The organism is Glycomyces algeriensis (genome assembly GCF_027622855.1).
GTDB classification, from domain to species: domain Bacteria; phylum Actinomycetota; class Actinomycetes; order Mycobacteriales; family Micromonosporaceae; genus Glycomyces; species Glycomyces algeriensis.
Window position 1 is genome coordinate 14,481 of sequence record NZ_JAPZVR010000002.1, and the last position, 25,723, is coordinate 40,203.

Annotated in this window: 22 protein-coding genes and 1 riboswitch; of the genes, 11 read left to right on the plus strand and 11 right to left on the minus strand. The window is 71.2% G+C overall.

Annotated features, from left to right (window positions below; translation table 11 throughout):
- Positions 1-18: 18 nt before the first annotated feature.
- Positions 19-4,098: a galactose-binding domain-containing protein gene (locus tag O2L52_RS03285; protein ID WP_270113890.1), complete on the minus strand. Its 4,080-nt coding sequence runs from the start codon at positions 4,096-4,098 to the stop codon at positions 19-21.
- A 263-nt stretch (positions 4,099-4,361) separates the two neighbouring features.
- Here O2L52_RS03285 and O2L52_RS03290 point away from each other — a divergent pair, with 263 nt between their 5' ends.
- The gene (locus O2L52_RS03290) at positions 4,362-5,390 is read left to right on the plus strand and encodes a LacI family DNA-binding transcriptional regulator (protein WP_270113891.1); all 1,029 of its coding nucleotides are present in this window, start codon (positions 4,362-4,364) and stop codon (positions 5,388-5,390) included.
- Between the two features lie 34 nt (positions 5,391-5,424).
- Here O2L52_RS03290 and O2L52_RS03295 read toward each other — a convergent pair whose 3' ends face one another.
- Positions 5,425-5,985, minus strand: coding sequence for a DNA-3-methyladenine glycosylase I (locus tag O2L52_RS03295; protein WP_270113892.1), 561 nt, complete (start codon positions 5,983-5,985; stop codon positions 5,425-5,427).
- A gap of 145 nt (positions 5,986-6,130) precedes the next feature.
- Between O2L52_RS03295 and O2L52_RS03300 the strand changes: the two genes are divergently transcribed.
- The 3 genes from O2L52_RS03300 (at position 6,131) to O2L52_RS03310 (ending at position 8,723) form a co-directional block, all read left to right on the plus strand.
- The gene (locus O2L52_RS03300) at positions 6,131-6,784 is read left to right on the plus strand and encodes a GNAT family N-acetyltransferase (RefSeq protein WP_270113893.1); all 654 of its coding nucleotides are present in this window, start codon (positions 6,131-6,133) and stop codon (positions 6,782-6,784) included.
- 43 nt (positions 6,785-6,827) lie between these two features.
- On the plus strand, positions 6,828-7,661 hold the full coding sequence (locus O2L52_RS03305) for a class I SAM-dependent methyltransferase (RefSeq protein ID WP_270113894.1): 834 nt from the start codon (positions 6,828-6,830) through the stop codon (positions 7,659-7,661).
- A 96-nt stretch (positions 7,662-7,757) separates the two neighbouring features.
- Entirely contained in the window at positions 7,758-8,723 is a 966-nt protein-coding gene (locus O2L52_RS03310) for an intradiol ring-cleavage dioxygenase (protein WP_270113895.1), read from the plus strand.
- Between the two features lie 43 nt (positions 8,724-8,766).
- On the opposite strand, the gene O2L52_RS03315 is transcribed toward O2L52_RS03310, so the two are convergent.
- On the minus strand, positions 8,767-9,387 hold the full coding sequence (locus O2L52_RS03315; protein ID WP_270113896.1) for a VOC family protein: 621 nt from the start codon (positions 9,385-9,387) through the stop codon (positions 8,767-8,769).
- Between the two features lie 58 nt (positions 9,388-9,445).
- Positions 9,446-10,240: a TetR/AcrR family transcriptional regulator gene (locus O2L52_RS03320; protein WP_270113897.1), complete on the minus strand. Its 795-nt coding sequence runs from the start codon at positions 10,238-10,240 to the stop codon at positions 9,446-9,448.
- A gap of 93 nt (positions 10,241-10,333) precedes the next feature.
- Here O2L52_RS03320 and O2L52_RS03325 point away from each other — a divergent pair, with 93 nt between their 5' ends.
- The 3 genes from O2L52_RS03325 to O2L52_RS03335 all read left to right on the plus strand — a co-directional run bounded on the left by O2L52_RS03325 (position 10,334) and on the right by O2L52_RS03335 (position 14,875).
- On the plus strand, positions 10,334-12,139 hold the full coding sequence (locus O2L52_RS03325; RefSeq protein WP_270113898.1) for an ABC transporter ATP-binding protein: 1,806 nt from the start codon (positions 10,334-10,336) through the stop codon (positions 12,137-12,139).
- A 2-nt stretch (positions 12,140-12,141) separates the two neighbouring features.
- Positions 12,142-13,968, plus strand: a complete 1,827-nt coding sequence (locus O2L52_RS03330; protein WP_270114473.1) for an ABC transporter ATP-binding protein — start codon at positions 12,142-12,144, stop codon at positions 13,966-13,968.
- 286 nt (positions 13,969-14,254) lie between these two features.
- Positions 14,255-14,875 carry an MBL fold metallo-hydrolase gene (locus O2L52_RS03335; protein ID WP_270113899.1) on the plus strand — a complete coding sequence of 207 codons (621 nt, stop codon included), beginning with the start codon at positions 14,255-14,257 and terminating at the stop codon, positions 14,873-14,875.
- 178 nt (positions 14,876-15,053) lie between these two features.
- Here O2L52_RS03335 and O2L52_RS03340 read toward each other — a convergent pair whose 3' ends face one another.
- The 3 genes from O2L52_RS03340 to O2L52_RS03350 are packed head-to-tail and all read right to left on the minus strand — an operon-like array spanning position 15,054 to position 17,900.
- Positions 15,054-15,854 carry an energy-coupling factor transporter transmembrane component T family protein gene (locus O2L52_RS03340; RefSeq protein WP_270113900.1) on the minus strand — a complete coding sequence of 267 codons (801 nt, stop codon included), beginning with the start codon at positions 15,852-15,854 and terminating at the stop codon, positions 15,054-15,056.
- On the minus strand, positions 15,851-17,290 hold the full coding sequence (locus O2L52_RS03345) for an ABC transporter ATP-binding protein (RefSeq protein WP_270113901.1): 1,440 nt from the start codon (positions 17,288-17,290) through the stop codon (positions 15,851-15,853). The genes O2L52_RS03340 and O2L52_RS03345 overlap by 4 nt, the downstream gene beginning before the upstream one ends.
- Positions 17,291-17,297: 7 nt before the next feature.
- Complete coding sequence (locus O2L52_RS03350) at positions 17,298-17,900, minus strand: ECF transporter S component (protein ID WP_270113902.1); 603 nt, start codon at positions 17,898-17,900, stop codon at positions 17,298-17,300.
- 38 nt (positions 17,901-17,938) lie between these two features.
- Positions 17,939-18,041: riboswitch (TPP riboswitch) on the minus strand.
- A 110-nt stretch (positions 18,042-18,151) separates the two neighbouring features.
- On the opposite strand from O2L52_RS03350, the gene O2L52_RS03355 reads away from it, so the two are divergent.
- Positions 18,152-18,529 (plus strand): MGMT family protein, encoded by a 378-nt coding sequence (locus O2L52_RS03355; protein ID WP_270113903.1) that lies wholly within the window; start codon positions 18,152-18,154, stop codon positions 18,527-18,529.
- Between the two features lie 134 nt (positions 18,530-18,663).
- Here O2L52_RS03355 and O2L52_RS03360 read toward each other — a convergent pair whose 3' ends face one another.
- A complete protein-coding gene (locus tag O2L52_RS03360; protein ID WP_270113904.1) occupies positions 18,664-19,293 on the minus strand; it encodes a DUF1349 domain-containing protein in 630 nt (209 codons plus the stop codon).
- Positions 19,294-19,349: 56 nt separating this feature from the next.
- Between O2L52_RS03360 and O2L52_RS03365 the strand changes: the two genes are divergently transcribed.
- Positions 19,350-21,458 carry a RecQ family ATP-dependent DNA helicase gene (locus O2L52_RS03365; protein ID WP_270113905.1) on the plus strand — a complete coding sequence of 703 codons (2,109 nt, stop codon included), beginning with the start codon at positions 19,350-19,352 and terminating at the stop codon, positions 21,456-21,458.
- 131 nt (positions 21,459-21,589) lie between these two features.
- Positions 21,590-22,180 carry a hypothetical protein gene (locus O2L52_RS03370; protein WP_270113906.1) on the plus strand — a complete coding sequence of 197 codons (591 nt, stop codon included), beginning with the start codon at positions 21,590-21,592 and terminating at the stop codon, positions 22,178-22,180.
- 97 nt (positions 22,181-22,277) lie between these two features.
- On the opposite strand, the gene O2L52_RS03375 is transcribed toward O2L52_RS03370, so the two are convergent.
- The 3 genes from O2L52_RS03375 to O2L52_RS03385 form a co-directional block, all read right to left on the minus strand.
- A complete protein-coding gene (locus O2L52_RS03375) occupies positions 22,278-23,066 on the minus strand; it encodes an SGNH/GDSL hydrolase family protein (RefSeq protein ID WP_270113907.1) in 789 nt (262 codons plus the stop codon).
- Between the two features lie 389 nt (positions 23,067-23,455).
- Positions 23,456-23,668 carry a hypothetical protein gene (locus O2L52_RS03380; protein ID WP_270113908.1) on the minus strand — a complete coding sequence of 71 codons (213 nt, stop codon included), beginning with the start codon at positions 23,666-23,668 and terminating at the stop codon, positions 23,456-23,458.
- A 148-nt stretch (positions 23,669-23,816) separates the two neighbouring features.
- On the minus strand, positions 23,817-24,764 hold the full coding sequence (locus O2L52_RS03385; protein WP_373897059.1) for a DMT family transporter: 948 nt from the start codon (positions 24,762-24,764) through the stop codon (positions 23,817-23,819).
- Positions 24,765-25,023: 259 nt separating this feature from the next.
- Between O2L52_RS03385 and O2L52_RS03390 the strand changes: the two genes are divergently transcribed.
- Positions 25,024-25,683, plus strand: a complete 660-nt coding sequence (locus O2L52_RS03390) for a hypothetical protein (RefSeq protein WP_270113910.1) — start codon at positions 25,024-25,026, stop codon at positions 25,681-25,683.
- The last annotated feature ends 40 nt before the right edge of the window (positions 25,684-25,723 follow it).

Below are 25,723 nucleotides of genomic sequence, written 5' to 3' on the forward strand. Positions count from 1 at the left end.
CTAGGTGCCGGTGGGAGATCAGCTGACGACGATGACGGTGGCTTCGGCGGCTATGGAAGTGCCGGCGATGGTGCCTTGGACGGTGAAGGTGCCGGGTTGGGCGTAGTCGGCCGGATCGACCGCCTCCCAGGTCACGGCGGTGCTGACGTTGTCCTTCGAGCCGTCGTTGTAGACGGCGGTGACGGTGGGCGGCAGCTGGGGCGCGGAACCGGCGACGGTGGTGACCGCCTCCGCTTCGAGCGCGGTGATCGCCACTTGGTCGTGGAGTCGCACATGGACGGTGGCCTGGGCGGGGAGGGCGAGGCCGGTGACGAGGCCGCCGACTTCGACATGGGTGGCGGGTTCGTCGACGTCGCCCGGGGTGAGCTGCTGCCAGACCACGGGCTGCTCGAGCCGGGTGCCGTCGGCGTACACGCAGGTCACCGTGGGCGGGAGGTCGGGCACGCTGCCGACGGTCGTGGGCTGGTGCACCGCGCGGACCTGTTGCGGCGCTTCGGCGAAGGCCTTCCATTCGAGGACGCCGACGCTGGCGCCGCCGCTCTGGAGGACCGCCCGGAGCGCGGTGGTGGTCACGGGCTCGAAAGCCACCTGGTTGTACTGGTCGGCGGCGGTGCCGTAGGCGTCGGTGGTGGTGACGTCCTTCCAGGTCTCGCCGTCGCGGTACTGGAGCCTCCAGGAGGCCGGGGTGCGGACGCCGCCGCCGTCGTCGAGGAAGTACATGTCGCTTGAGTCGACGCGGACGGGTGTGTCCCAGTCCAACTGGACCCACTGCTCGCCTTCCTCGGGCCAGGTGCCCCAGCGCGGGTTGCCGCCGTCGTTGGAGCGCGGCGGGTCGAGCCCGTCGTTGACCGCGGTGACGTTCTCCCACGGCGAGGTGTAGGAGGCGGTGGGCGCGGCGAAGAGGGCCGCGTTGGTGCGGTCGTCGGGTTCGGCGACCACGACATCCACTGTGGAGGTCGCTTCGGCGGTGCCGTCGCTCGCGGTCAGCTCAAGCGTGTAGGTGCCCGGCTCGGTGAAGGTGGCGATGGTGGCCGAGGCGGCGGGGTCCTCGAAGACGACCGCGCCGGGGCCCGCGGCCATGGACCACTCGGAGGTCAGGGCGCCGCTGAGCGGGAGGCCGTCGTCCTTCACGGTGCCGGTGAGGCGGGCCTGCATCGGCTGGCGGAACTGGAGGTCCTGCCTGGCGAGCGCGTACGGCGCGGTGTTCGCGGGCGGTTCGGCGCCGTGGCCGCTGTGCACCACTTGGACTTCCTTGAGCCCGGTGGCGTGGCCGTCCTGGTGGTCCATGAGGACGCGGATGCGGTCGGTGCTCACTTCGGGGAACTGCACGAGGTTGTAGTTGGCCTGCGGGACCGCGGGGGTCTTGGCCTGGTCCTCGATGGTCGCCCAGTCGGTGCCGTCGTGGTACTGGACCTGGTAGACGGCGGGTTCGGCGAGGCCGTCCACGGTTCTGTCGCGGTAGAAGTAGAGCCGGGCCTCATCGACTCGCACGGTGCCGCCGAGGTCCACTTCGTACCAGTCGGTGTCGTTGCCGGAACCGGCGCTGGACCAGTAGGGCGCGTTGACGGTGGTGCCGTCCACGGCGCCGGCGACGCTGCTGCCGTTCGCGGTGTGCGAGGCGGTGGCGGTGCGGCCTTCGGCGAGGTTCTCGGCGTCGCCTTCGAGGTCGGCGCCGGCCTTGTTGAACACATCGACCACGCGGCCGTCGAGCTCGACCTCCTCGGGGGCCGAGAGGTCCTTCATCTTCTTGCTCTTGAGGGTCTTGCCGCCTTCGGGGAGCGCCACCCTGCCGGTGTCGGGGTCCCAGACGGCGGGGACGAGGCTGTCGAGGGTGAAGGCGCGCTTGCCGTCGATGTAGACGGAGTACCCCTCGGGGATGCCCTGGTAGTGGACCTTGCCGTCACCGGGCCGGTCCCAGATGATGCTCAGGTCCGAGTCGCGGTAGCGGAGGTTGTTGACGGTGAAGTGGTCCCAGCCGATGTCGATCGGGGAGAGCTCCACTTTGTCGTCGGTGCGGGGGCGCAAGCCGGCCACGTCCTCCACATAGGTCCAGATGCTGGAGCCGAGGGTGGTGTGGTGGATCCAGGAGCGGTAGTCGATCGACTCGTTCGCGGGGTTCCAGTCGGCCCAGAACTCGTTCGCGTCCGGCCAGGCGGTGTCGCCGCCGATGTAGGTGGACCAGGCGTTCCAGTAGAGGAGCTGCTTGTAGTCCTCGGGCGTGATGGAGTCCTGGTCGTAGTCGCGGATCGCGGAGGAGAAGAGCCGGAACTGGACGGTCGAGTTGATCTGCGAGAAGTTGTTGGAGCCCGGATCGCCCTGCTCGGCGGCCTCGGCCTTGTCGGCCTGGTTGGCGGTGTAGAACGGGAAGACCGGGTACTGGTCCGGGTCCTCGAAGAGGCGGAGCGCGTCGGTGTACGGGGCCTCGTTCGGGATGGCGCCCACGGAGAACGGGTAGTAATTGTTGATCTCCTTCCACGGCACGTGGTCGCCGGATTCGACGTGGACGTGCTCGAAGAGCTGCGTGTCGGGGTTCCAGAGGACCTCGGTGAGGGCGGTCTGGATGCTCTCGGCGAGGGCGCGCATCTCGGCGGCCTTCGCGGTGTCGCCGACGAGCTCGTAGGCCTCGGCGGCGGCCATGGCGCCGGAGTACTGGTAGGCGGACTCGGCCCGGTCGAGGTCGCCGTCCCGCCAGTGGAAGGAGACGGCGTCGGCGTCGTTGCCGGTCATCGCGCCCCAGTCGTACTCGATGAGGTGGTTGCCGTTGGAGTCGAAGGCCTCGAGCTGGCCCTTCACGTCGCCTTCGGCGTAGCGGGCGAGGTGCCCCGCGACCTCCTCGGGGCCGCCGTGGACCTGGTAGGAGCGCCAGGCGGCCTCGGCGATGTACTGCGTGTAGGAGTTCGACCAGTTCTCGGGGTCGCCGGGGTTGTCCATGAAGCGGCCGCCCTCGGAGGACTCGCCGGTGGAGACCCAGGGGCCGTAGGAGTACGCGGGGTCGCGCAGGTACTTCAGGTCGTCGATGAACATCGGCACGGTGAGGGCGATGGCGTTGTTGTAGCCGGTGACGCCCTCGATCGAGGTGGGGAACTGGAAGTCGTTGCCCGGGATGTCCGCGTCGAGGTAGTTGTAGCGCATCAGCCACCAGCGGTAGTAGATGAACTTCTTGTGGGCCTCGTCGGGGACGTCGAAGTAGGGGAGGTTGTCGGCCCACCACTGGTTGTAGGTCTGCACGTGGGTGGCGAAGGCGTCGTCCGGGGCGGCCGCCTTGTAGGCCTCGTACTCGGTGGTCGAACCGGGCAGTTCGGTGGCGACCATGCCGAGCTGGACTTTGAAGGTGGCCGATTCGCCTTGGGCGAGTTCGAGTTCGCCCGTGAGCGCGCCTGCTTCGGGGGCGAGGCCGGTGCCGGAGAGGCGCGGGAAGACGGTGGTGAGGCGCTCGCCGCGGGAGTTCTGCACGTCGAGGACGCCGGTGAGCTCGTCTCCCGACGCCTGCCAGGCGAAGTCGGAGTCGACGCGGACCGGCACGGTGGCGGCGGCGCCGTCGTTGCGCACGGTCACGTTGGCGACGGCGACGTTCTCGTCCGTGATGAACTTCTGCACTTCGGCGGTGAGGTCGCCGCCCTCGTGGACGCTGGTCCAGTGACTGGGGGTCTGGCGGCGCTGGGCGGGGACCTCGGTGAAGTCGGCGTCCCCGATGTCGATCGTGAAGCCGTCGGTGTTCGAGGCGCGGTCGAAGAACGGGTCGTAGTAGGCGAGCTGGCCGCCGAAGCCGATCACGTCGGGGTCGTGGACGCGCATGAGGAGGGCCCGGCCGCGGGTCATGAGCCACTGGTCGCCGGCGGGGTCGGCGCCTTCGCGGGCGAGCAGGCGGTCCATCCAGAAGTCGGTGCCGTCGGCCTCGGCCTCGAACATGGCGGGCATCATGCCGTTCACGTCGTAGGGCACCGGCTCGGGCGGAACGGCGTCGCCGCCGGTGAACTCGGGGTAGCCGATGGTCTGCTGCGCCGAGGCGGGCCCGGCGGCGGCGACCGCGAGGCCGGAAGCGAGGACCAGGGATGCGGCGGTGGCGAGGAGTCGGGTGGACGTGGGGCGATGCACCATTGCGTGCCTCCGGGGAAGGATGCGGGGCGTGCCGAGGGGCCGAAAGGGTCCGAAAAGCTTTTCGGTCATTGCGTCGCCACCGATGCTATGGGTCACGCCGCAGCGATGTCAATGCATTGATCGCCATGAATTCACTCCGAGGAGCGGACCGAAAGCCGGTTCGGCAACGTTTCGGCCGGTCGGCTACAGTCGAGCCCAGCCCGGAGGAAATCCGGCCGCCGCCGCGGGCGGCGCCGGCCCGGGCTCCGGCAGAAGGAGGACGAGTGGCCCGAACCCCCGCGCCGCGCGGCACGCGCGCCGCCACACTGTCCGATGTGGCCCGACTGGCGGGCGTCTCGGTGGCGACGGCCTCCAAGGCGCTCAACGGACGCAACCACGTGCACCCCCAGACCCGCGAGCGGGTCATGCAGGCCGCCGCGCAGCTCTCCTTCTCCCCCAACTCCCTCGCCCGGGGGCTCCTCGCCGGCCGGACGGGCACCGTCGGGCTCCTCACCTCGGACCTCGTGGGCCGCTTCAGCCTCCCGATCCTCATGGGCGCTGAGGACGCGTTCGGCGCGGGCCAGGTGTCGGTGTTCCTGTGCGACGCGCGCGGCGACGCGATCCGCGAGCGCCACCATGTGCAGGCGCTCCTGAGCCGCCGCGTGGACGGCCTCATCGTGGTGGGCTCCTCCACGAACCCGCGGCCGCCCCTGGCCGATGCCGTTGACGTGCCGGTCGTGTACGCCTACGCCCCTTCCGAAGCGCCCGAGGACCTCTCGATCGTGCCCGACAACGTGAACGCCGGCCGCATGGCCGTCGAGCACCTCATCGCCTGCGGCCGCACCAGGATCGCGCACATCAGCGGCGACCGCGAGTACAGCGCCGCCCGCGACCGCGCGGCGGGAGCCCAGGCCGCCCTCGACGCCGCCGGCCTGGAGCTCGTGGGCGAAGTCGCCTACGGCGCCTGGGAAGAGGGCTGGGGCCGCGCGGCCGCCGGAATGCTCCTCGACCGCGAACCTGACGTCGACGCCGTGCTGTGCGGCTCCGACCAGGTCGCCCGCGGCGTGCTCGACACGCTGCGCGAGCGCGGCCGCCGGGTCCCCGAGGACGTGGCGGTCATGGGCTTCGACAACTGGGACGTGCTCGCCACCGGCGCCCGCCCGCAGCTCACCAGTGTGGACATGAACCTCGAGGAGCTCGGCCGCGCCGCCGCCCGGGCCCTGTTCGAGGCGATCGACGCCGAGCACGGCCGCGCCGTCCACACCGTCCAGTGCCGCGTCGTCGTCAGGGGCTCCACCGCGTCCGCAGGCTGACACGCCATCCGGGCCGGCGCTCACCGGTCCGGCTCTAGCGCGCGGGCACGTGGCAGTCGGCGAGGTGGTCGTCGACCATGCCGATCGCCTGCATCATCGCATAGGCGGTGGTGGGGCCGACGAACTTGAAGCCGCGCTTCTTGAGCGCCTTCGCGAGCGCGGTCGACTCGGGGGTCACGGCGGGCACGTCGGTGATCCGCGCCGGGCGCGCCCGCGGTTCGGGGGCGAAGGACCACACGAAGTCGCTCAGTCCGCCGTCCAGCTCGGCGGCGGCCTTGGCGTTCGCGATGGTCGCGTCGATCTTCATGCGGTTGCGCACGATGCCCGCGTCGCCGAGGAGCCTCGCCGCGTCGGCCTCGGTGAACGCGGCGACCTTCGCGATCGAGAAGTCCGCGAACGCCTTCCTGAACGCCTCGCGCTTGCGCAGGATCACCAGCCAGGACAGGCCGGACTGGAAGGCCTCGAGGCTGACCCGCTCGAACAAGGCGTCGTCGCCGCGGATCGGGCGGCCCCACTCCTGGTCGTGGTAGTCCCGGTAGACCTCGGGGGTCTCACCCCAGGGGCACCGTGTGAGGCCGTCGCCTGCATTGCTCACCTTGACTCCCGTCCCTCGTGCGAACCGCCCCGAGCGTACGCGCCGCCACCGACGATTCCCTCCGCCACACTCCTGGACCGTCGGACCCTTGTTGCAAGATACTTGCAATAGAGTCGTGCCAGTCCCCGACGCGAAGGAGCCCCCAATGACCACCACGCCCACCGGCCACGCCCTCCCCGACCTCGTCATGGCCTGGGGCCGCGGCCGCGCCCACTCGCGGACCACCGCCCGTCCCGAGCCGATCGACGGCGGGTTCCGGGTCGCGGTCGGGCCGCCCAGCACCGAGGTCCGCGAGGTCCTCCACACGTACACCCCGGAGTCGCTGGCCGCCACCGCGGCCCGGCTCGACGAGCCCGGTCATCAGGTGATGATCGCGGGGCCCTCCGCGCTGCTCGCGTCGGCGGTGCCCTCGACCTGGACTATGGACGAGGGCGGCCACCTCATGACCGTCGAGTTCGCCCAGGACCCATACGCGGTGCCCGAGGAGTACCGGCTCCTGCTGGAGACCGAGGGCCCGCTCACCGTCGCGCGCGTGTTCCACCGCAACGGCGACCTGGCCGGCTCCGCGCGCCTGGGCCGCGACGAAACGTTCGGCGTCTTCGACAAGGTCGTCACCGCCCCCGCCCACCAGCGCCGCGGCCTCGGCTCGCTCATGATGCGGGCGCTGTCGGGAAACGCTTACGCGCAGGGCATGCGGTTCGGGCTGCTCGTGGGCAGCGACGACGGCCGGGCGCTGTACGAGCACCTCGGCTGGTCCTTCGTCTCGGACTTCCCCGGGGCGCGCAGCAAGCGCGTTTAGCGATTCGCTTGCCGCCCGTCCGCGGCGCTGCGAAAGTGTGGCCATGACGAGCGGAAACGAGCACGCCGCGGCATGGATCGCGGCCAACCGCGCGATGTGGGACGAGCGCGTCCCGCTGCACGCCGCCAGCGCCCTTTACGACCAGGAGGGTTTCCGCGCGGGGCGCGACGAGATCCGCGACTTCGAGGCGGCCGAGGTCGGCGACGTCACGGGCAAGCGCCTCCTGCACCTGCAGTGCCACATGGGGCAGGACACGCTCTCGTGGGCGCGCCGGGGTGCGGCGAGCGTGGTGGGGCTGGACTTCTCCGCGCCCGCGATCGTGGTCGCGCGGGGCCTGGCGGCGGACATCGGGTTCGCCGACCGCGCGGTGTTCGTGGTCTCGGACGTGTACGAGGCACCCGCGGCCGTACCGGACGAGGACTACGACATCGTCTATACGGGCATCGGGGCGCTGTACTGGCTGCCGGACATCGAGCGGTGGGCGGCGACGGCCGCGTCGCTGGTCGCGCCGGGCGGCTTCCTGTACCTGGCCGAGTTCCACCCGTTCCTGAACGTGTTCGGCTGGGAGAGCGTGACCGAGGCCAAGGAGGACTACTTCCGCTCCGATGCGCTGGTCACGGACGAGCCGGGCTCGTACGTCGAGATCGAGGCGGAGACCATCGACAACCTGAGCTATGCGCGGATCCACACGCTCGGCGACATCGTCTCGGCGATCTGCGCCGCCGGACTGCGGCTCGAGTTCCTGCACGAGCACGAGGTGACGGTGTTCCAGCAGTTCCCCGAGCTCGTGCGGGGCGAGGACGGGTACTTCAGGCTGCCGGAGGGGCGGCCGCGGCTGCCGCTGATGTACTCGCTGAAGGCGTCCCGGCCCGCGTAGGCCCCGTTTCTCCGAGGTTCCTTTGACACGGCTCCGAGTGCGGGCGATGGTTTCGCCCGCATCATTCGGTGGACGAACTGCCGGAAGGGGCACACGGTGAGGAAGAAGCAGCTGGAGACGCCGACGTACGAGGGCCGTCAGTACGCGAAGCGGGACGAGGAGCTGGTCGACCAGGGCCTGCAATTCGACATCGGGACGCTCCTGAGCCGCCGCGGGGTGCTCTTCGCCGGGGCGGGCGCCGCGGTGGCGGGGCTCGCGGCCTGCGGTGCCGCGGACACGGAGTCCGGATCGGAGGCGTCGGCCTCCACCGGGGGCCTGGCCGAGATCCCGGAGGAGACCGCGGGGCCGTACCCGGGTGACGGCTCGAACGGGCCGGACGTGCTCGAGGAGAGCGGCATCGTGCGCAGCGACATCCGGTCGAGCTTCGGCACGGGCAGCGCGACCGCCGAGGGGGTGCGGTTGACCCTGCAGTTCACGGTGTACGACATGGCGAACGGGAACGTGCCGTTCGAGGGCGTCGCCGTCTACGCCTGGCACTGCACCCGCGAAGGCGAGTACTCGATGTACGGCGAAGGGCTGGAGAGCGAGAACTTCCTGCGGGGCGTGCAGATCGCCGACGCGGACGGCGTCGTGTCCTTCACCTCGGTCTACCCGGGCTGCTATTCGGGCCGCTGGCCGCACGTCCACTTCGAGGTGTACCCGGACGAGGCGTCGATCACCGACAGCGCCAATGCGATCGCGACGTCGCAGCTGGCGTTCCCCGAGGACGTCTGCGAGACCGTGTACGCGGAGGAGGGGTACGAGAGCTCCGTCGAGAACCTGGCGCAGATCACGCTGGAGTCGGACAACATCTTCAGCGACGACGGCGGCGAGTCCCAGATGGGGACCGTGTCCGGCGACGTCGCGAACGGCTACACCGTCACCTTGGCGGTGGGCGTGGACACCTCGACCGAGGCGGGCGGCGGCGGTGCCGCGCCTTCAGGCGGCGGGGGCGAGCCGCCTTCGGGCGAGATGCCCTCCGGTGAGCCGCCTTCGGGCGAAGCGCCCGCGAACAACGGCTAGGACGACAGGCCGCTCCCGCGACGGGAGCGGCCTTCGGCCCGCGTCAGTGCAGGACCACGAGTCCGGTCTCGCCGAAGACCGTAGCCACCAGTGAGGGCCGGTTCCCGGCCTTGACGGGGAGCTTCGCGCCGACGGCCGTGAGGTGCGGTTCGACCCGCTCGGGGTGCGGGTGCACGGCTTCGAGGCTCACCAGCGGCACGACCGGCAGGTTCGCCGCCGGGTGCGCGGCCCGGCCCCAGTCGATGAGGAAGGGGACGAGCCCGGTCTGGCCGCGTTCGACGTCGAGCGTGAGCTTCCAGGAGAGCTGCTCGCCCCCCGGGGTCTGCCGCGACATCGCGTGCGGTTCGCCCGGGTCGAATCCGGCCTCGCGGGAGGCCGCGACGGCCGCGTCGATGTCGTCCACGCGCACGGCCCACGTCGCCAGGCGGGCCTCGCTGAGGTTGTCGATCCCGAAAGGCCGCGGCGCCTCCGGCGTCCCCTGCTCGGGGTCGGGGCCGATGATCTCGAGGTAGCCGCCCTCGCCGAGGCCGAGCAGGAAGTTCCTGGTACCGAGGCCGGTATGGGCGCCGCCGGGGACCGGCCGGGTCCCGGTCAGGCGCGCGACTTCGGCGACCGTGGCCGCGAGGTCGGGCGTGGCGAGCACGAGGTGGTCGAGTGAGGACATAGGCCGCAGTTTAGTCACCGTACGGCACTGGCGTAACGGGAGTCGCATACGTGCCGCCTCAGCGGCGCCCCGGGTCGGTGAGGGTCTGCAGCATGTCGTCCACGGGCTCGGCGAGGACCTGCTCCGCGGCCGCACCGACCTCGGACTCGACATGGTGCAGGTAGTCGACGCGGCAGCCGTCCGGGCCGTAGGAGGCGTCGGGCGGAGGCGGCGGCGTCTCGCGGCGCATGAGGTCGCCGATGCCGTGCTCGAGCAGCCCGAAGGCGTGCTCCGCGGCCTCGACGGCCGCCGCGTGGATCTCCTCGACCGGGTCGCCGGCCAGGATCCGCCTGACGTTGCCCTCGACGAGGATGTGCTGGGTGTGCAGCAGCTGCGAGGCGACCAGCCGGGAGGTGAGCGGGGTGTGCCCCTCCTCCATGAGCGCCTCGGCCAGGAGCACCGCCGACTGGCGGCGGTAGTCCATGGCCTTGATGAGCAGGGACGGGGTGGCGATGAGCAGGCGCTGCACCCGCAGGAACACCGGGCTGTCCGACAGTCCCACCTGGGGCGCGCGGCGCTCCAGCAGGTGGAGGTAGTGGCCGCACAGGACCTCGTGCGGGGTCTGCCCGGTGGGGCGCTCGCGCACGATCCGGGCGGCGTCGCCGGTGTGGTGCTTCATGCCGCCGATGACGAGGTCTTCCTTCGACGGGAAGTAGTTGAACACCGTGGCCTTCGAGACCTCGGCCGCCGCGGCGATCTCGGCCACGGACACGTCTTCGAAGCCGCTCTCCTCGAACAGTTCGAGCGCGGTCTTCCTCAACAGCTCCCAGGTCGCGTTCTTCTTGCGCTCACGCAGTCCCGCCTTGTGCTCCACTCTTCAACTGTACCAGACCAATATTTACTGAGCCAAAAAATACACTGGGAAAAAACTTGTACCCGGTCAAATTCTACTGCTATCCTCGACCACATGACAGGAAAACCACCCGCACCCCCCGCCCCGAAGGCGGCGGACTCCGACGAGGAGGCCTCGCCCGAAGGCTCGATCGTCCGGCTCCTCGCCGAATACCTGCGGCCCCACCGGCGCACCCTCGCCCTCACCGTCGTGCTCCAGATCATCGGCACCATCGCGTCCCTCTACGTGCCGACCCTCAACGCCGACCTCGTCAACCACGGCGTCGCCACCGGCGACACCGCATACGTCCTGCGCCACGGCGCGTTCATGCTCGCCGTCACCGTCGTCCAGATCGCCGCGTCCGGCTTCGCCGTCTACTTCGGCGCCCGCACCGCCATGGGCCTCGGCCGCGACCTCCGCGCCGACCTCTTCACCCAGGTCCAGCGCTTCTCCGCGACCGAGATGGACCGCTTCGGCGCGCCCTCCCTCATCACCCGCGCCACCAACGACATCACGCAGATCGTCACCATGCTCGTCATGGCCCTCACCATGCTCCTGACCGCGCCCATCGCCGCCATCGGCGGCCTCGCGCTGGCCCTGAGCCTCGACGTCCCCATGACCGGCGTGCTCCTCGCCGCCATCCCCGTGGTCGCCGTCGCCATCGCCTTCATCGTCATCGCGATGGTCCCGGCCAGCCGCGTCATGCAGCGGTGCATCGACGGCATCAACCGCGTCATGCGCGAGCACATCACCGGCATCCGCGTCATCCGCGCCTTCGTGCGCGACGGCCACGAGCAGCAGCGCTTCAGCGAGGCCAACGCCGAACTCACCGCGGCCTCCCTCCGGGTCGGCCGCGTCCAGGCCTTCTTCGGCGCCACCGCGATGATGTTCGGCAACCTCACCTCGATCGCCATCGTCTGGATCGGCGCCGGCCGCATCGCTGACGGCACCATGCAGATCGGCGACCTCATCGCCTTCCTCACCTACGCCGGCATGATCCTCGGCGCCGTCATGATGTCCATGGGCGTCTTCATGATGGCCCCGCGCGCCAAGGTCGCCGCCGGGCGCATCCGCGAAGTCCTCGACACCGACCCGAGCATCGCGAACCCCGCCGAACCGGTCACCGAGCTCGCCGGCCTCGGCGAACTCGAAGTCGAGGGCGTCACCTTCCGGTACGCCGGCGCCGAAGAGGCCGTCCTCCGCGGCGTCGACCTCGTCGCCCGGCCCGGCCAGACCACCGCCGTCATCGGCTCCACCGGCGCGGGCAAGACCACCCTGCTCCACCTCATCCCCCGTCTCTTCGACGTCGACGCCGGGCACATCCGGGTCGACGGCGTCGACGTCCGCGAGATGGACCGGGCCCTCATCGCCCGCACCATCGGGCTCGTCCCCCAGCGCGCCTACCTGTTCTCCGGCACCGTCGGCTCCAACCTGCGCTACGGCGACCCGGACGCGAGCGACGACGACCTCTGGCGCGCCCTCGAGACCGCCCAGGCGGCCGGCTTCGTGCGCGCCATGCCCGACGGGCTCGACACGGTCATCGGCCAGGGCGGCACCACCGTCTCCGGCGGCCAGCGCCAGCGCCTCGCCATCGCCCGGACCCTGGTGGCCCGCCCCAAGGTCTACCTCTTCGACGACTCGTTCTCCGCGCTCGACACCGCCACCGACGCCGCCCTGCGGGCCGCACTCGCCCGCGACATCGCCGACGCCGCGCAGGTGATCGTGGCCCAGCGGGTCTCGACCATCCGCGACGCCGACCGCATCGTCGTGCTCGACGCCGGCCGCGTGGCCGGCACCGGCACCCACGAGGAACTGCTCGCGGGCAACGCGGTGTACGCCGAGATCGTCAACTCCCAACTCACCCTTCAGGAGGCGCTGTGACCATGATGGGAGTCAGGCCGGGCGCACCCAGCTCGACCAGAGCGCAGGACTTCCGCGGCACCGTCCGCCGGATCCTCGACCTGCTGCGGCGCAACCCGCTGCGCCTCGCCTCGGTCGTCGGTTTCGGCGTCCTCATGGTGGCCGGCATGCTGTCGATCCCCACCGTGCTCGGGCGCGCCACCGACCTCGTGATCCAAGACGCGACAACGGAGAGCGGCCTCGACTTCGGGGGCCTGGCCCGGCTGCTCGGGCTCGCGGTGGCGCTGGCCCTGGCGACCTTCGCCATCACCGTGCTCAACGGCCGCACCATCGCGAAGCTCGCCCAGGAGATGGCGTTCGAGCTGCGCGCGGATGCGGACCGGAAGATCTCGGCGCTCCCGCTGCGGTACTTCGACTCCCGCTCGCGCGGCGAGGTGCTCTCGCGGGTCACCAACGACATCGACAACCTGACGCAGACCGTGGGGCAGGTGACCCAGCGGATCGTGCAGGGCCTGCTGTTCCTCGTCGGCGTGCCGATCATGATGCTCACGATCTCGCCGCTGCTCACCCTCGTGGTGCTCCTGACGATGCCGCTCACCGTGATCGCGGCGCGGCTCATCGGCAAGCGCAGCCAGCCGCGGTTCGCCAAGCAGTGGGCGACGACCGGGAAGCTCAACGGCCACGTGGAGGAGATGATCACCGGGCACCAGCTCGTGACCCTCTTCGGCCGCCAGGCCCAGGGCGCGGCGCGGTTCAAGGAGCACAACGAGGAGCTGTACGACAACACCGTTCGCGCCCAGTGGGTCGCGGGCCTGCTCGGCCCGGCGATGGCCTTCCTCGGCTCGGTCACGTACGTGCTCGTGGCCGTGGTCGGCGGGCTCCAGGTGGCCGCGGCGGTGCTCACCTTCGGGCAGATCCAGGCGTTCATCCAGTACACCGGGCAGTTCTCGAACCCGCTCAACATGCTCGCGGGCATGTTCGGGCAGATCCAGTCCGCGGTCGCCTCGGGCGAGCGGGTCTTCGAGTTCCTCGACGCCGAGGAGCAGCAGCCCGACCCGGTGTCCGCGGGCACCGAGCTCGACACGGTGCACGGACGGGTCGCATTCGAGGACGTCTCGTTCCGCTACCTGGAGGACGAGCCGCTGATCGAGCACCTGTGGCTCTCGGCCGAACCGGGCCAGACCGTGGCGATCGTCGGCCCCACGGGCGCGGGGAAGACCACGCTCGTCAACCTCCTCATGCGCTTCTACGACCTCGACGCGGGCCGGATCACCGTCGACGGCGTCGACGTCTCCACGGTCGAGCGCGAGCGGATGCGGCGGCGGATCGGCATGGTCCTGCAGGACACCTGGCTGTTCGACGGCACCATCGCCGAGAACATCGCCTACGGCAAGCCTGAGGCCACGCGCGAGGAAGTGGTGGCGGCCGCCTCGGCGGCGCACGCTGACCACTTCATCCGGACCCTCCCTGACGGCTACGACACGGTGGTCGGCGCCGAGGAGGGCAGCCTGAGCGCGGGCGAGCGCCAGCTGGTGACGATCGCGCGGGCGTTCCTGATCGACCCGTCGATCCTGATCCTCGACGAGGCCACGAGCTCGGTGGACACCCGCACCGAGATGCTCGTCCAGCAGGGCATGGTCGCGCTGCGGCAGGGACGCACGAGTTTCGTGATCGCCCACCGGCTCTCGACCATCCGCGACGCCGACGTGATCGTGGTGATGGAGCACGGCCACGTCGTCGAGCAGGGCGACCACGACGAGCTCCTCGCATCGGGCGGCGCCTACGCCCGCCTCTACGAGGCGCAGTTCGCGCAGCCCGCGATCGAGGAAGAGGACCCGGCCGGCAAGTAGCCGCTGCGGCAAACGGCGAGGAAACCAGGCCGCGGGGGCGGGGGGGGGGGGGGGGGGCCGGCCCCCCCCCCCCCCCGCCCACGGCTCACTGTTCGTCGGTCAGGACACTCGGCTGACGTGGCACGGCACTACAGATCTTCGCATCGCGCGGCCGTGCCCCTGCTGCGTTCTCCGATAGGCCCGGTCCTTCGCCCCGCGGCGTTTTTCGGAGAGGCCCGGTCCTTCGCCCTGCGGCATTTTTCGGTGAGGGCCGGTCCGCCGCTCTGCGGCGTTTTACGGTGAAGGCATGCGACTCACCAAGTTCGGCCATTCCTGCGTCCGGTTCGACACCGACGGCGGCGCCTTCGTGATCGATCCGGGCGTCTTCTCCGACCCCGCGGCCCTCCACGGCGTTGAGGCCGTGTTCATCACCCACCAGCACGCGGACCACTGCAACGACCCGGAACTGCGGCGGCTCCTCGAAGACCAGCCGGAGACCCGGATCTACGGCCCCGAATCACTCACCGAGACACTCGGGAGCCTCCCCTTCACGACGGTCAGCGACGGCGACGCGATCCCCGTGGCGGGCACCGAGGTCAAGGTCATCGGAAGGCACCACGCGGTGATCCACCCGGACCTCCCGGTGGTCCCGAACGTCGGCTACCTCGCCGACGGGGTCTTCCATCCGGGCGACGCCCTCACCGTCCCCGACGAGCCCGTCCGGGTCCTGCTCGCACCGGTCGCGGCACCCTGGATGAAGCTCTCCGAGGCAGTCGACTTCATCCGGGCGGTCGGCGCACCGGTCGTGCACCCCATCCACGACGCGATCCTCAGCGAGGACGGCATCGTCATCGTCGACCGCATGCTCACCGAGCTCATCGGCGACCCGTTCCAGCGCATCGCGAACGGCGACACCGTCACCGCCTGATCAATCCATAATGGATGCAATGTTCGGGACGTAACCCGTCCGGAGCGGTTCGCGATGTCGTACCCCCGGCCCACCCTTGATATCGGGGGCGCGAAACACCGCCTCAGGTCGACTTCCGGCGTGCCCTGCGCCGCAGTCGAACCCCTGAGCCGTGACCGGTTCACGCCGAGGCGGCGGCTCAGTTGAAGGCCGTGAACACGCCGTAGGCGGCGCTGATCCCGATCGCCGCGCCGCACACCAGCAGCGCCGCTGCGAGCACGATCCAGTCCGCAAGGCGCATCCGCTGCTCGCGCGCATGGGTTCGGGGGATCGCCGAGTCGAAGCCGCGCGCGTCCATCGCGGCCGCGAGGCGGCCGGCGCGGCGGATCGCGCCGACCAGCAGTGCGAACATCGTCGAGGCGAACAGCCGCGCGCGCCGCACCAGGTTCCAGCCGCCTTCGAGGCCGCGGGCGCGGCGGGCATTGGTGATCTGCTGCCACTCCGCGCCGAGGAGCGGCAGGAGCCGCAGGGCGGCGAGTGCGCCGAGCGTGAACCGGGCGGGGGTGCGCAGCTGCTGCGTCAGGGCGTCCGCGAGATCGGTCGGGTCGGTGGTCGCGAAGCCGAGGACTCCTGCGGTGGCGGCGACGAGGACACGCAGGCCGATGGCCGTGCCGTCGAGGAGCGCGCCGGTGCCGATCTCCAAGGGGCCGAGGGCGATCAAGATGCGGCCGGTCTGCTCGGCGGCGAAGACCGCGTTCACGACGACCACGGTGGCGGCGGCGAACCAGAGCCAGCGCAGCCGACGGGCGAGCGCGCCGATGCTGATACCGCTGAACGGCACTACCGCTAGGAGTGCGGCGAGCAGGACTAGCGGTGTGAGCCAGTCTGAGGCGATGAGCGCGGTAGTCGAGACGGCCGTGACCGCGGCGAGCTTCGCCACCGGGTTGACGCGGGCGATGGGCGCCTGGGCGTCGCAGACGGGCGCGAGGGTCATGGTCATCGGCGGCGCTCCTGGGCGATGCGGCCGTGGTCGAGCACGAGTTCGCGTCCGGCGAGGGCGGCGGCGAAGTCGCGGTCGTGGGTGACGGCGAGGAGCGCGGTGCCTTCGTCGCGGATGTCGGCGGTGAGGTCGACGAGTTCGCCCCAGGTGCGCCGGTCCTGCCCGAAGGTGGGCTCGTCGAGCAGGAGCACGCCGGGTGCGGCGGCGAGTGCGCCGGCGACGGAGAGGCGGCGGGCCTCACCGCCGGAGAGCGTGTGGGGATTGGCGTTGGCCAAGGGCGCCAGGCGGAGCCGCTCGAGGAGTTCGGCGACGCGGGCTTCGATGCGGTCCTTCGGCCAGCCGGCCTGGCGGGGTCCGAAGGCGAGCTCGTCCCGGACGCTCGCGGTCACGAACTGGTGCTCGGGGTCCTGGAAGACCGAGCCGACGCGGGTCGCCAGGCGGCGGGCGGGCAGCTTGTGGAGCGGCCGGGGTTCGCCGGGCACGGTGGCGGCGCCGCGGGTGGGTCTGGCGAGGCCGCCGGCGAGGAGCGCCAGTGTGGACTTGCCGGAGCCGTTCGGTCCGGTGACTGCGAGCAGTTCGCCTTGGCGCAGTTCGAAGGAGACGTCGTCGAGGGCGGGCCGGTCGGCGCCGGGGCGGACGAGGGCGAGTGCGTCGCCGCGCAGCGCGATGTCGCCCGGGCTCGCGGGGGGCCGGGTGGGGAGCGGGACGCCGGGGACCCAGACGCCTTGGGCGGCAAGGTGGTCGCCGTGCTCGGCGAGGACGGCCGCGGCGGGGCCGTCGGCGAGCAGGGTGCCGCCGGGGCCGAGGGCGATGACGCGGTCGACCAGGTCGAGGATCTCGGCGACGCGGTGCTCGACGACGATCAGGGTGGCCCGGGTGTCGGCCAGCGCGGCCCGGAGAGCTTCGCGGACGTCTTGGGCCCCTTCGGGGTCGAGGTTCGCGGTGGGCTCGTCGAGGAGGATGAGGTCGGGGCGGCGGGCGAGGACGCCGGCGAGGGCGAGTCGCTGCTGCTCGCCGCCGGAGAGGGCGTGGGTGGGGCGGTCGAGGCCGTAGGGGAATCCGACGGCTTCGAGGGCTTCGTGGACGCGGGGCCAGATCCGGTCGCGGGGGGCGGCCTGGTTCTCGAGGCCGAAGGCGACGTCGTCGCCGCTGCGGGCCATGACGAGTTGCGTCTCGGGGTCCTGGAAGAGGATGCCGACGCGGTCGCGCTGCTCGGCGGCGGGCTTGCCGTCGATGAGGACGTCGCCGTCCTGCTCGCCGGAGTCCTCGGTGAGGAGTCCGGCGAGCGCGGCGAGCAGGGTGGACTTGCCGGACCCGGAGGGGCCGAGCAGGAGGACCCGCTCGCCGGGTTCGACGCGGAGGTCGACTCCCGCGACCGCCTGGGCGCGGCGGCCGGCGTGGCGCCAGGCGAAGCCGCGGAATTCGACCGGGATCATGGCGGGGTCAGATCCGGGCCCGTTCGCGGCCGGCGGGGAAGCGGTCGAGGACGCCGGTGGGGAGCATGGCCTTGACCAGGGCCTTGGAGCCGAGGCCGGCGATGATCGCACCGGAGAGCATCGCGAAGGCGATGTAGGGGACCTTGTAGGCCCAGAGGTCGGCGGTCGGGTAGTAGGCGATGACGTCGTAGAGGGTCGCGGCGAATCCGGCGAGGGCGCCGCCGGCGGCGGCGGTCGCGGTGCCGAAGCGGCGGTAGCGTCCCGCGGCGAAGGGCAGTTCGCCGCCGAGGCCCTGGAGGAGGCCCTGGTAGACGACGAAGATGCCCCAGACGGAGCCGAGGAGCAGGGAGATCGAGGCGGCGATCGCCTCGGTGAAGACGCCGGCGCCGACGCGGCGGACGATGAGCGGGGCGAGGACGGCCGGGATCAGCCAGACGCCGTAGAGGATGCCTTTGAGCGGGGGCAGGAACGCGAGGGCGGGCTCGAGGCCGACCCAGACGAAGTTCCAGGCCCAGAAGACGACGCCGAAGGCGACGGCCAGGACGGCGCAGGTGAGGATGTCGACGGTGCGCCAGCGGCCGGGGGCGGCGAGGGCGGGGCTGTCGGGCATGGGCATGCCTTTCACGAAATTCATGGACACGACGCGACAGCGGTCGACGAACGACTTCCTCCGCCGGTATTACCCGGATCAGGTGTGAGGGTCTGCGGTCGGTTCCGCACTCTCAGCCAATCGGCTCCCCTGTCGCTTCCGACGTTAACACCAGGCGGCGGGTCGTGACCCGAGGCGATCCCGTCAGGTGGCGCCGGACGCCCGCCGCGAGGGGACGCGGGGGCGCCGCCGGGGCTCGGTAGATTGCGGTGGTGACGACTGAACGGGATTGGGAGCGGGTGCGGCGGGTCGTGGCGGCGCTGCCGGAGGGCACCTGGACCTCGTACGGGGACCTCGCGGAGCTGATCGGCACGGGCCCGCGGCAGGTCGGGGCGTACATGCGGGACGGCGATGTCCCACGGGCGTACCGGGTCCTCACCGCGGGCGGCACGGTCTCGGAGGGCTTCCGCTGGGCGGACGGCCGCACCGGCCGCGATGTGCCCGACCTCCTGCGCGCCGACGGCGTGACGGTGAGCGCGAAGGGCCGCGCCGACCGCGCCCAGCGCATGTCGGTCTACGACCTCAAGCTCCTCGCGGCCGAACTCGACGAGGACGAGCCAGCACCAGACGGTGAAGAAGACTGGAAATAATCAGCTATATCGTGATATTTCCGGCCTTAAGGACCCGGTCTTGGCGAAGCTTGCGAGCCATAAATTCGCAGAGCGCAAAAGTACCTGGCAGGTATGACATCGCTCTTTCGAACAAGATCCGAAAGACCTTCAAGCTAGTGCAGCGCCGCGTCCGGTTCCGTGAGACGCCAGGAAGTGAAGGCCACGGTGAGGCCGGCGCGGCTCGGCGCGCAGCAGTACGGCCCGGCCTGGGCCGAGGCGGCGGGGTCGAGCGGGGCGAGGCGCACGAGCCGCCAGGGCTCCTCCTCCACACGGGCGCGCACGATGACCGCGTCCTCGAGGCGGCTGGCCCGGATGGTGACCTCGCGGCCGGCCCATTCGGGCACCGGCGCGACCGACCAGTCGGACTTCCCGGCGGTGACCACGGCGCCGACCTGCGGCGCGCCGTCCGCGAACTCGACCCCGGCCTTGATCCAGTGCTCCGCGTCGACGCGGATCATCAGACCGGCCTGGTCGAACTGCGCCTCGAACGCGGCGACGAACCGCACCTCGACCGCGCTGCCGCGGTCCCAGTCGTCCAGGAGCGCGTGCTCGTCCTCGTGGACGAACCCGTACCCGGTGTGCCGCCACGCGTCGCTGCCCTCGGCCGCGGTGACCAGCAGCCCGCCGTCGTCGGACTCCTTCGCCGCGACCGGCAGCGTCGTCCACGCGCCGCACTTCCATGCCAGTTCACGTCCCGCGAGCGTCGCCACGGCCGGATTGTCGATCGGTGCTGCATCGTCCATCGCTCCGAGCCTACTGTCGTCACGGGCCGTCACACCAGTGCGGTACAACCGTCCCTATGGCAGGAACAGCGACGCTCAGAGACGAAGCCGAGACACTGCTGCGCGCCCTCGCGGGCGAGCACGCGCGGCTCCGCGAAGACCAATGGCGGGCGATCGAGGCGCTCTGCGACAAGGAACCGGAGGACAGCGGCAGCCGCGTGCTCCTGGTGCAGCGCACCGGGTTCGGCAAGTCCGCGGTCTACTTCACGGCCACCTCGCTCCTGCGCCGCCGCGGCGCGGGCCCGACGGTGATCGTCTCGCCCCTGCTCGCGCTCATGCGCAACCAGATCGAGGCCGCCGAGCGCGCCGGGGTGCGCGCCCGCACCATCAACTCGGCCAACCCCGAGGACTGGGACGCGATCGCCGAGGCCATCGCCGAAGACAGCGTGGACGTGCTGCTCATCAGCCCCGAGCGGCTCAACAACCCGGCGTTTCGCGACTACCAGCTGCCCAAGCTCGCCGCCGGGTGCGGCATGCTCGTCGTCGACGAGGCCCACTGCATCTCCGACTGGGGCCACGACTTCCGGCCCGACTACCGGCGCATCGCCACCTTCATCGAGGACCTGCCCGACAGCGTCCCGGTCCTGGCGACCACCGCCACCGCGAACGCCCGCGTCTCCGACGACATCGCCGAGCAGCTGGACAAGAAGGACGCCGCCACGCTCGTCCTCCGCGGCAGCCTCGACCGCGAGTCCCTGCGACTGTCCGTAGTGGACATGCCCGACAACGCCCACCGCCTCGCCTGGCTCGACGAGCAGCTCCCCCGCATGGACGGCTCCGGGATCATCTACACCCTCACCGTGGCCGCCGCCGAGGAGGTCAGCGACTACCTCGCCTCGCGCGGCCACGCCGTCGGCTCCTACACCGGCCGCACCGACAACGCCGAACGCCTCGAGCGCGAAGAGGAGCTGCTCGGCAACCGCATCAAGGCGCTCGTCGCCACCAGCGCCCTCGGCATGGGCTTCGACAAGCCCGACCTCGGGTTCGTCGTCCACTTGGGAGCGCCCTCCTCCCCCGTCGCCTACTACCAGCAGATCGGCCGCGCCGGCCGCGCCCGCGACCGCGCCGAGGTGGTACTCCTGCCCGGCAGCGAGGACCAGGCCATCTGGGACTACTTCGGCTCGCTCTCCTTCCCGGCCGAAGACGCGGTGCGCCGCACCCTCGAGGTGCTCGCCGCCGAGGGCCGCGCGCTGTCGACGGCCGCACTTGAGACGCGGGTCGACCTGCGCCGCACCAGGCTCGAGATGATGCTCAAAGTGCTCGATGTGGACGGCGCGGTGCACCGGGTGAAAGGCGGCTGGGAGGCCACCGGCCGGCCGTGGGTCTACGACGCCGAGCGGTACGCGAAGGTCGCCGCGGCCCGCACCCACGAGCAGCGGCGGATGCTCGCCTACGAGGCCACGACCGAATGCCGGCTCGAGTTCCTGCGCAAGGAGCTCGACGACGCCGAGGCCGCGCCGTGCGGGCGCTGCGACAACTGCACCGGCACCCGCACCGAAGCGGGCGTCTCGGCCGAGGCGGCCGCCGGCGCGGCGGCGGCACTGTCGAAGCCGGGCGTCCCGGTCGACCCGAAGCGCATGTGGCCCACCGGCCTGCAGGCCATCGGCATCGACCTCAAGGGGAAGATCCCGGTCGAGTCGAGCGCCGAACCGGGCCGGGCGCTGGCGCGCCTGTCGGACATCGGCTGGGGCGGCCCGCTGCGCGAGCTGCTCTCGGACGGCGCCGACCGAGAGGTGCCGGAAGACGTGTTCAAGGCAGTTGTGCAGGTCCTGGCCTCGTGGGACTGGGCGCAGCGGCCCGCCGCGGTCGTCTCGATGGGGTCGCTCTCGCGCCCGCGGCTGGTCGACGGGCTGGCCCAGCGCCTCGCGCAGCTCGGCCGCATGGAGTACCTCGGCGCCCTCGGCCGCGCGAGCGGCACCGGCGGCGGTGCCCACCGCGCCAACAGCGCCCAGCGCCTCCAGCAGGTGCTGCACGCGTTCACTGTGGACTTCCCGGTGCCCGCGTCGAGCGTGCTGCTCGTGGACGATGTGCGCGACAGCGGCTGGTCGATGACCGTGGCCGCCATGCGGCTGCGCGAGGCCGGGGCCACAGCCGTGTACCCGCTCACGCTCGCCCTGCAGGCCTGAGAGTGCCGCGGCGGCGGGACCTCGGCCCCGCCGCCGCGGATGTCCAAGCGCTGCAAGGCTTCTCCCGGTGAGCCGTCCATCGGTCAGGATTGCACGTCGGTCCGGTGGACGGGCCGCGCTAGGGTCGCCCGATGGTCATCTCCTTCAACACCAGTGGTCTCCAGCAACAGGACGCGACGACCTGGACCGACCCGCGCACCGGCGACCTCGTCAAAGTCGTGGTCGCGCAGGGGACGCCGTTCCCGGGCGAATGGCTGCGTGACCAGTACACGCTGCAGCGCGGCTTCGCCGGCATGTACGCGGAGCAGGGCTGCGCGATCGAGATCGAGCTCGTCAACCTCGGCGGCGTGACCGCGGTGCGGCAGCTCGTCAAACTGCCGCTCCCGAACGCGCCCAGCGGGCAGTACTTCATGGCGATGTTCACCCTGGCCAAGGCACCCCAGTACGCCCAGGTCATGTACGTCGCCAAGGAGCAGGGCATGACGGGCCTGCGCGAGGCGACCCTCATGGCGCAGCTCGGCTTCGACAACTGGACGATGCCCCACCCGTTCGACCCGCAGCTCCAGACCCGCCTGCCGTTCCACCGCGGCGACGACCCCGCCTACGACGCCCAGTTTCCCGACCACCCGCTCTCGCGCGCCCGGGCCTGGACGTGGAACGTCGGCCGCTACGCGACCGTCGACCCCGGCTTCGCCGCCGTCCCTGACAACTGGAACGCCTGACCCCCGCGCACGCAACGGGCCCGGCGGCGGTCCACCGGGCCCGTCCTCAGATCACATCACCACGTCAGCCGCCGGATCGAATCGCCGCAGGCGGCCGTCAGGCGACCGCCCGGCCCAGCGCCGGGTAGTAGCCGTTGAGGTGTCCCATCTCGTTCGGATGGTAGGACTCGGACGGCGGGTAGGCCAGGCCGTTCAGGTAGGGGACGTCGTCGCAGATCGCGTGCCCGGCGAACGCGTCGCGCACGTCCACATAGGTGAACCCGTGCTCCTCGGCCTTGTTCTGCACCACCGCGGCGAGGCGGTCGGCCGCGTCGTTCATCCGCATCTGCTCGGCGACGTTGGGCTGCTTCAGCGGGCCGCAGGTGGTCGCGCCGTTGAACAGGCGCGGGTAGCCGAGCACGTAGACGGCGGCGTTCGGCGCGCGGTTCGCGATTGCGGCGTACGCGCCGTCCAGGAGGCCGGGGAGCCGGTCCTGGACGAGGGCCTCGGAGGCCTCGATCTCGTCCATGCAGTTGGCGAGGGGCGTGATGCAGGCCGTGACGGCCTCCGCCCAGCCGATGTCGTTGCCACCGATGGTGACCGTGACGATGTCGGTCTCGGCGTCGAGCGAGCCGAGCTGCTCGGCGAGGAGGTCGCTGGTCGTCGCTCCGGAGCAGGCCTCGAAGGCGAGTTCGGCGCCGAGGCCGTCGGCGAGAAGCCGCGGGTAGGCCTCGTTCGAGCGCATGCACGCCTCGTCGAAGTAGTCGCCGGTGCCGGTCCCTGAGGAGTACGAGTCCCCGAGCGCCACATACCGTTTCGGTTCGACATCGGCCTGGGCCGCCGTGTCGGGCAGGACGGCGAGTGCGGCGGCGGCGAGGGCCGCGGCCGCGAGGCGCGCAGGGATCATGCGGACTCCGTTCCGATCGGGTTCGTGGAGGACGTTAATGCCCGAACTGCCGTAATCACGGCCGAAACCACCGCAAACGGCGAAAACTGTAGGCGAGCTGACACCCCGGCGCCGCCGCGCGGGGGAATTCGCCGCGGGGCCTTCTGGCCGATGGGGCGCCCGCGTCACGCTCTCCTCCCCTACGCTGGAGCCATGGGTGCATCGACGTCGCCGCGCCGCCTGACCATGTCCGACCAGGCCCTGATCGAGGGCACTGGAGCGGACTGGAAGACCTGGCTGGCGCTTCTCGACGAACGCAAGGCGGCGGCGCTCGACCATGCCGCGATCGCGCGGATGCTGGTGCAGGAGTTCGAGGTCGACGGGTGGTGGGCCCAGTCCATCACCGTCGGCTACGAGCAGGAGCGGGGCCTGCGCGAGCCGGGGCAGCGGGCCGACGGCACGTTCAGCGCCAACGCCTCCAAGACCGTGGCCGCCTCCGTCACCGAGGCCTTCGAGCAGCTCGCCGACCCGGACGCGCAGGCCGGATGGCTCGGCGGCATCGAGCTGACCCAGCGCAGCGCGTCCCCGCCGAAGTCGGTGCGGTTCGACGCCTCGGACGGCACGCGCGTCCTCGCGAACCTCACCGCCAAAGGCGAGGGCAAGACCGCCGTGCAGGTGGAGATCGCCAAGCTCGGGTCGGCCGAGGAGGTCGCCGCCGCGAAGGCGGACTGGAAGACCCGCCTCGACCGTCTCGCGGAACGCTTGGCCGGCTTAGGACTTCACCGCCGGGGCGGCGGCGTCGGTCGCCTCGACCGGCGGCTTCGGTGCGTCGTTCGACTGCTTGCGGCCCCTGGAGCGCGAGATCGCGACACCGACCAGTGCGAGCGCGCCGCCCGCGAGGGTCAGCCAGGTCGGGATCTCGTCGAGGAGGATCCAGGAGAGGCCGACCACGATCGCCGGGACCACGTAGGTCGTCGCGCCCAGCTTGCCCGCGGTGGTGAAGCGGAGGGCGTATCCCCAGGTGAGGAATGCCAGCGCGGTCGGGAACAGGCCGAGGTAGAGGACGTGGAGCGTCGCCGAGGACGGGGCGGCCTCCAGCTCGCTGAACAGGAGCGGCGCGAACGGCAGGCAGAGGACCGCGGCGATGGCGTTGCCGAAGGCGGTGAACTGGAGCGACGTGCAGTGCTTCAGGGTCGGCTTCTGGACGACGACGCTGATGGCGTAGGTGATGGCCGAGACCAGGCAGAGCAGGACCCCGAGGACCGAGGCGGCGCCGTCGCGGGACATCGAGAGGCTCACGACCGCGACGCCGGCGAAGGAGACGGCCATGCCGAGGAACAGGCGGGGCGGGAAGCCCTCCTTGAGGAGCCAGCCGCCGAGGAGCGCGATGAGGATGGGTCCGATGTTGACGATGAGGGCGGCGGTGCCGGCGTCCACGAGCTGCTCGCCCCAGTTGAGGGCGACCATGTACAGGCCGAACCAGAGGATGCCGGCGGTGAGGATGCCGGGCCAGGCGGCGCGTTTCGGCAGGCCTTCGCGGCGGATCGCCCAGACGGCGAGGAGGACGACGGCGGCGACGCCGGCCCGGCCGAGGGTCAGCGGGCCGGGGTCGAGGTGGCGGCCGGCGTCGCGGATGGACACGAACGCCGAGGCCCAGCACAGAACGGTGATGCCGATGGCGATGGCGGCGCGGGCATTGAACTTGTCGCTCACGGGCAGTGGCTCCTCACGGTGGGGCGGGCGGAGCGCCTTGGGTGGGCGGGCGGCTCCGGCCTGGGGGCGCTGGTGGCACCGGGGCCAAACCTAGCATCGGGGGTATGGATCCGGTTATCCGTTATTCGACTGTGTTTCATGGCGACCGGAAGACCGGTCGACTGTGTCTCGCGGAGACCGTATCGCGGTCGGATTTTCAGATGGTCCGCGCGGGGAACCCGATATCGGTGGGCGGCGTCGAAGGGACATGATGGGACACAAGACTATGCAACGGTTGATCCCGCTCGCGGCGCTGCTGATGCTGGCGGCGTGTGGACAGGGCGCGGAGGACGCGGGTTCGGACGGGACCGGTTCGGCCGCGGACAGCTCGCAGTCCGGGGACGCGTCGGACGGGCCGACGGTGCCGTCCGACCAGGTCGTCTACCAAGGGATGCTCACGGTGCTCCAGGGCGTCGAGCGCGACGCGGCGGAGCTGTGCGGCGCGGTGGCGGAGTCGTATCCGCCGCAGTGCGGGGGCCTGCCGGTGACGGGCTGGAGCTGGGACGCGGTCGAGCACGATGAAGCGCAAGGCGTGCGCTGGGGCTCGTACCTCGTGACGGGGACGTTCGACGGGAAGTCGTTCCTGCTCACCGAGGACCCGGTGCCGACGTCGGAGATCGACATGGCCGACTACCCGGAACTCCAGTACCAGGAGCCGGAGATCGGCGACCCGGCCGAGGACTTGAGCGCGGTCGAGCTGCAGGCGATCGCCGACGAGATCACCGCCGAGTTCCCGCGATACGTCTACGGCGGCTGGGCCGACGACCAGAACGGCGTCGCGCTGATCGACGCGCTTCTCGTGACCCCGGAGCTGGAGGCCTACGCGGCGGAGCATTTCCCGGCGGACACGGTGGCGTTCTCGTCGATGCTCAAGCCCGTGGAATAGAGCGACGTATCGCGTTGTATAGCGATATTTCCGCCCTTAG

Bases quoted from the DNA above. Each gene is read 5' to 3' on its own strand.
- O2L52_RS03285 (WP_270113890.1), bottom strand. From the start codon at position 4,098: ATGGTGCATCGCCCCACGTCCACCCGACTCCTCGCCACCGCCGCATCC.
- O2L52_RS03300 (WP_270113893.1), top strand. From the start codon at position 6,131: ATGACCACCACGCCCACCGGCCACGCCCTCCCCGACCTCGTCATGGCC.
- O2L52_RS03305 (WP_270113894.1), top strand. From the start codon at position 6,828: ATGACGAGCGGAAACGAGCACGCCGCGGCATGGATCGCGGCCAACCGC.
- O2L52_RS03315 (WP_270113896.1), bottom strand. From the start codon at position 9,387: ATGTCCTCACTCGACCACCTCGTGCTCGCCACGCCCGACCTCGCGGCC.
- O2L52_RS03325 (WP_270113898.1), top strand. From the start codon at position 10,334: ATGACAGGAAAACCACCCGCACCCCCCGCCCCGAAGGCGGCGGACTCC.
- O2L52_RS03330 (WP_270114473.1), top strand. From the start codon at position 12,142: ATGATGGGAGTCAGGCCGGGCGCACCCAGCTCGACCAGAGCGCAGGAC.
- O2L52_RS03335 (WP_270113899.1), top strand. From the start codon at position 14,255: ATGCGACTCACCAAGTTCGGCCATTCCTGCGTCCGGTTCGACACCGAC.
- O2L52_RS03340 (WP_270113900.1), bottom strand. From the start codon at position 15,854: ATGACCATGACCCTCGCGCCCGTCTGCGACGCCCAGGCGCCCATCGCC.
- O2L52_RS03345 (WP_270113901.1), bottom strand. From the start codon at position 17,290: ATGATCCCGGTCGAATTCCGCGGCTTCGCCTGGCGCCACGCCGGCCGC.
- O2L52_RS03350 (WP_270113902.1), bottom strand. From the start codon at position 17,900: ATGCCCGACAGCCCCGCCCTCGCCGCCCCCGGCCGCTGGCGCACCGTC.
- O2L52_RS03360 (WP_270113904.1), bottom strand. From the start codon at position 19,293: ATGGACGATGCAGCACCGATCGACAATCCGGCCGTGGCGACGCTCGCG.
- O2L52_RS03365 (WP_270113905.1), top strand. From the start codon at position 19,350: ATGGCAGGAACAGCGACGCTCAGAGACGAAGCCGAGACACTGCTGCGC.
- O2L52_RS03370 (WP_270113906.1), top strand. From the start codon at position 21,590: ATGGTCATCTCCTTCAACACCAGTGGTCTCCAGCAACAGGACGCGACG.
- O2L52_RS03375 (WP_270113907.1), bottom strand. From the start codon at position 23,066: ATGATCCCTGCGCGCCTCGCGGCCGCGGCCCTCGCCGCCGCCGCACTC.
- O2L52_RS03390 (WP_270113910.1), top strand. From the start codon at position 25,024: ATGCAACGGTTGATCCCGCTCGCGGCGCTGCTGATGCTGGCGGCGTGT.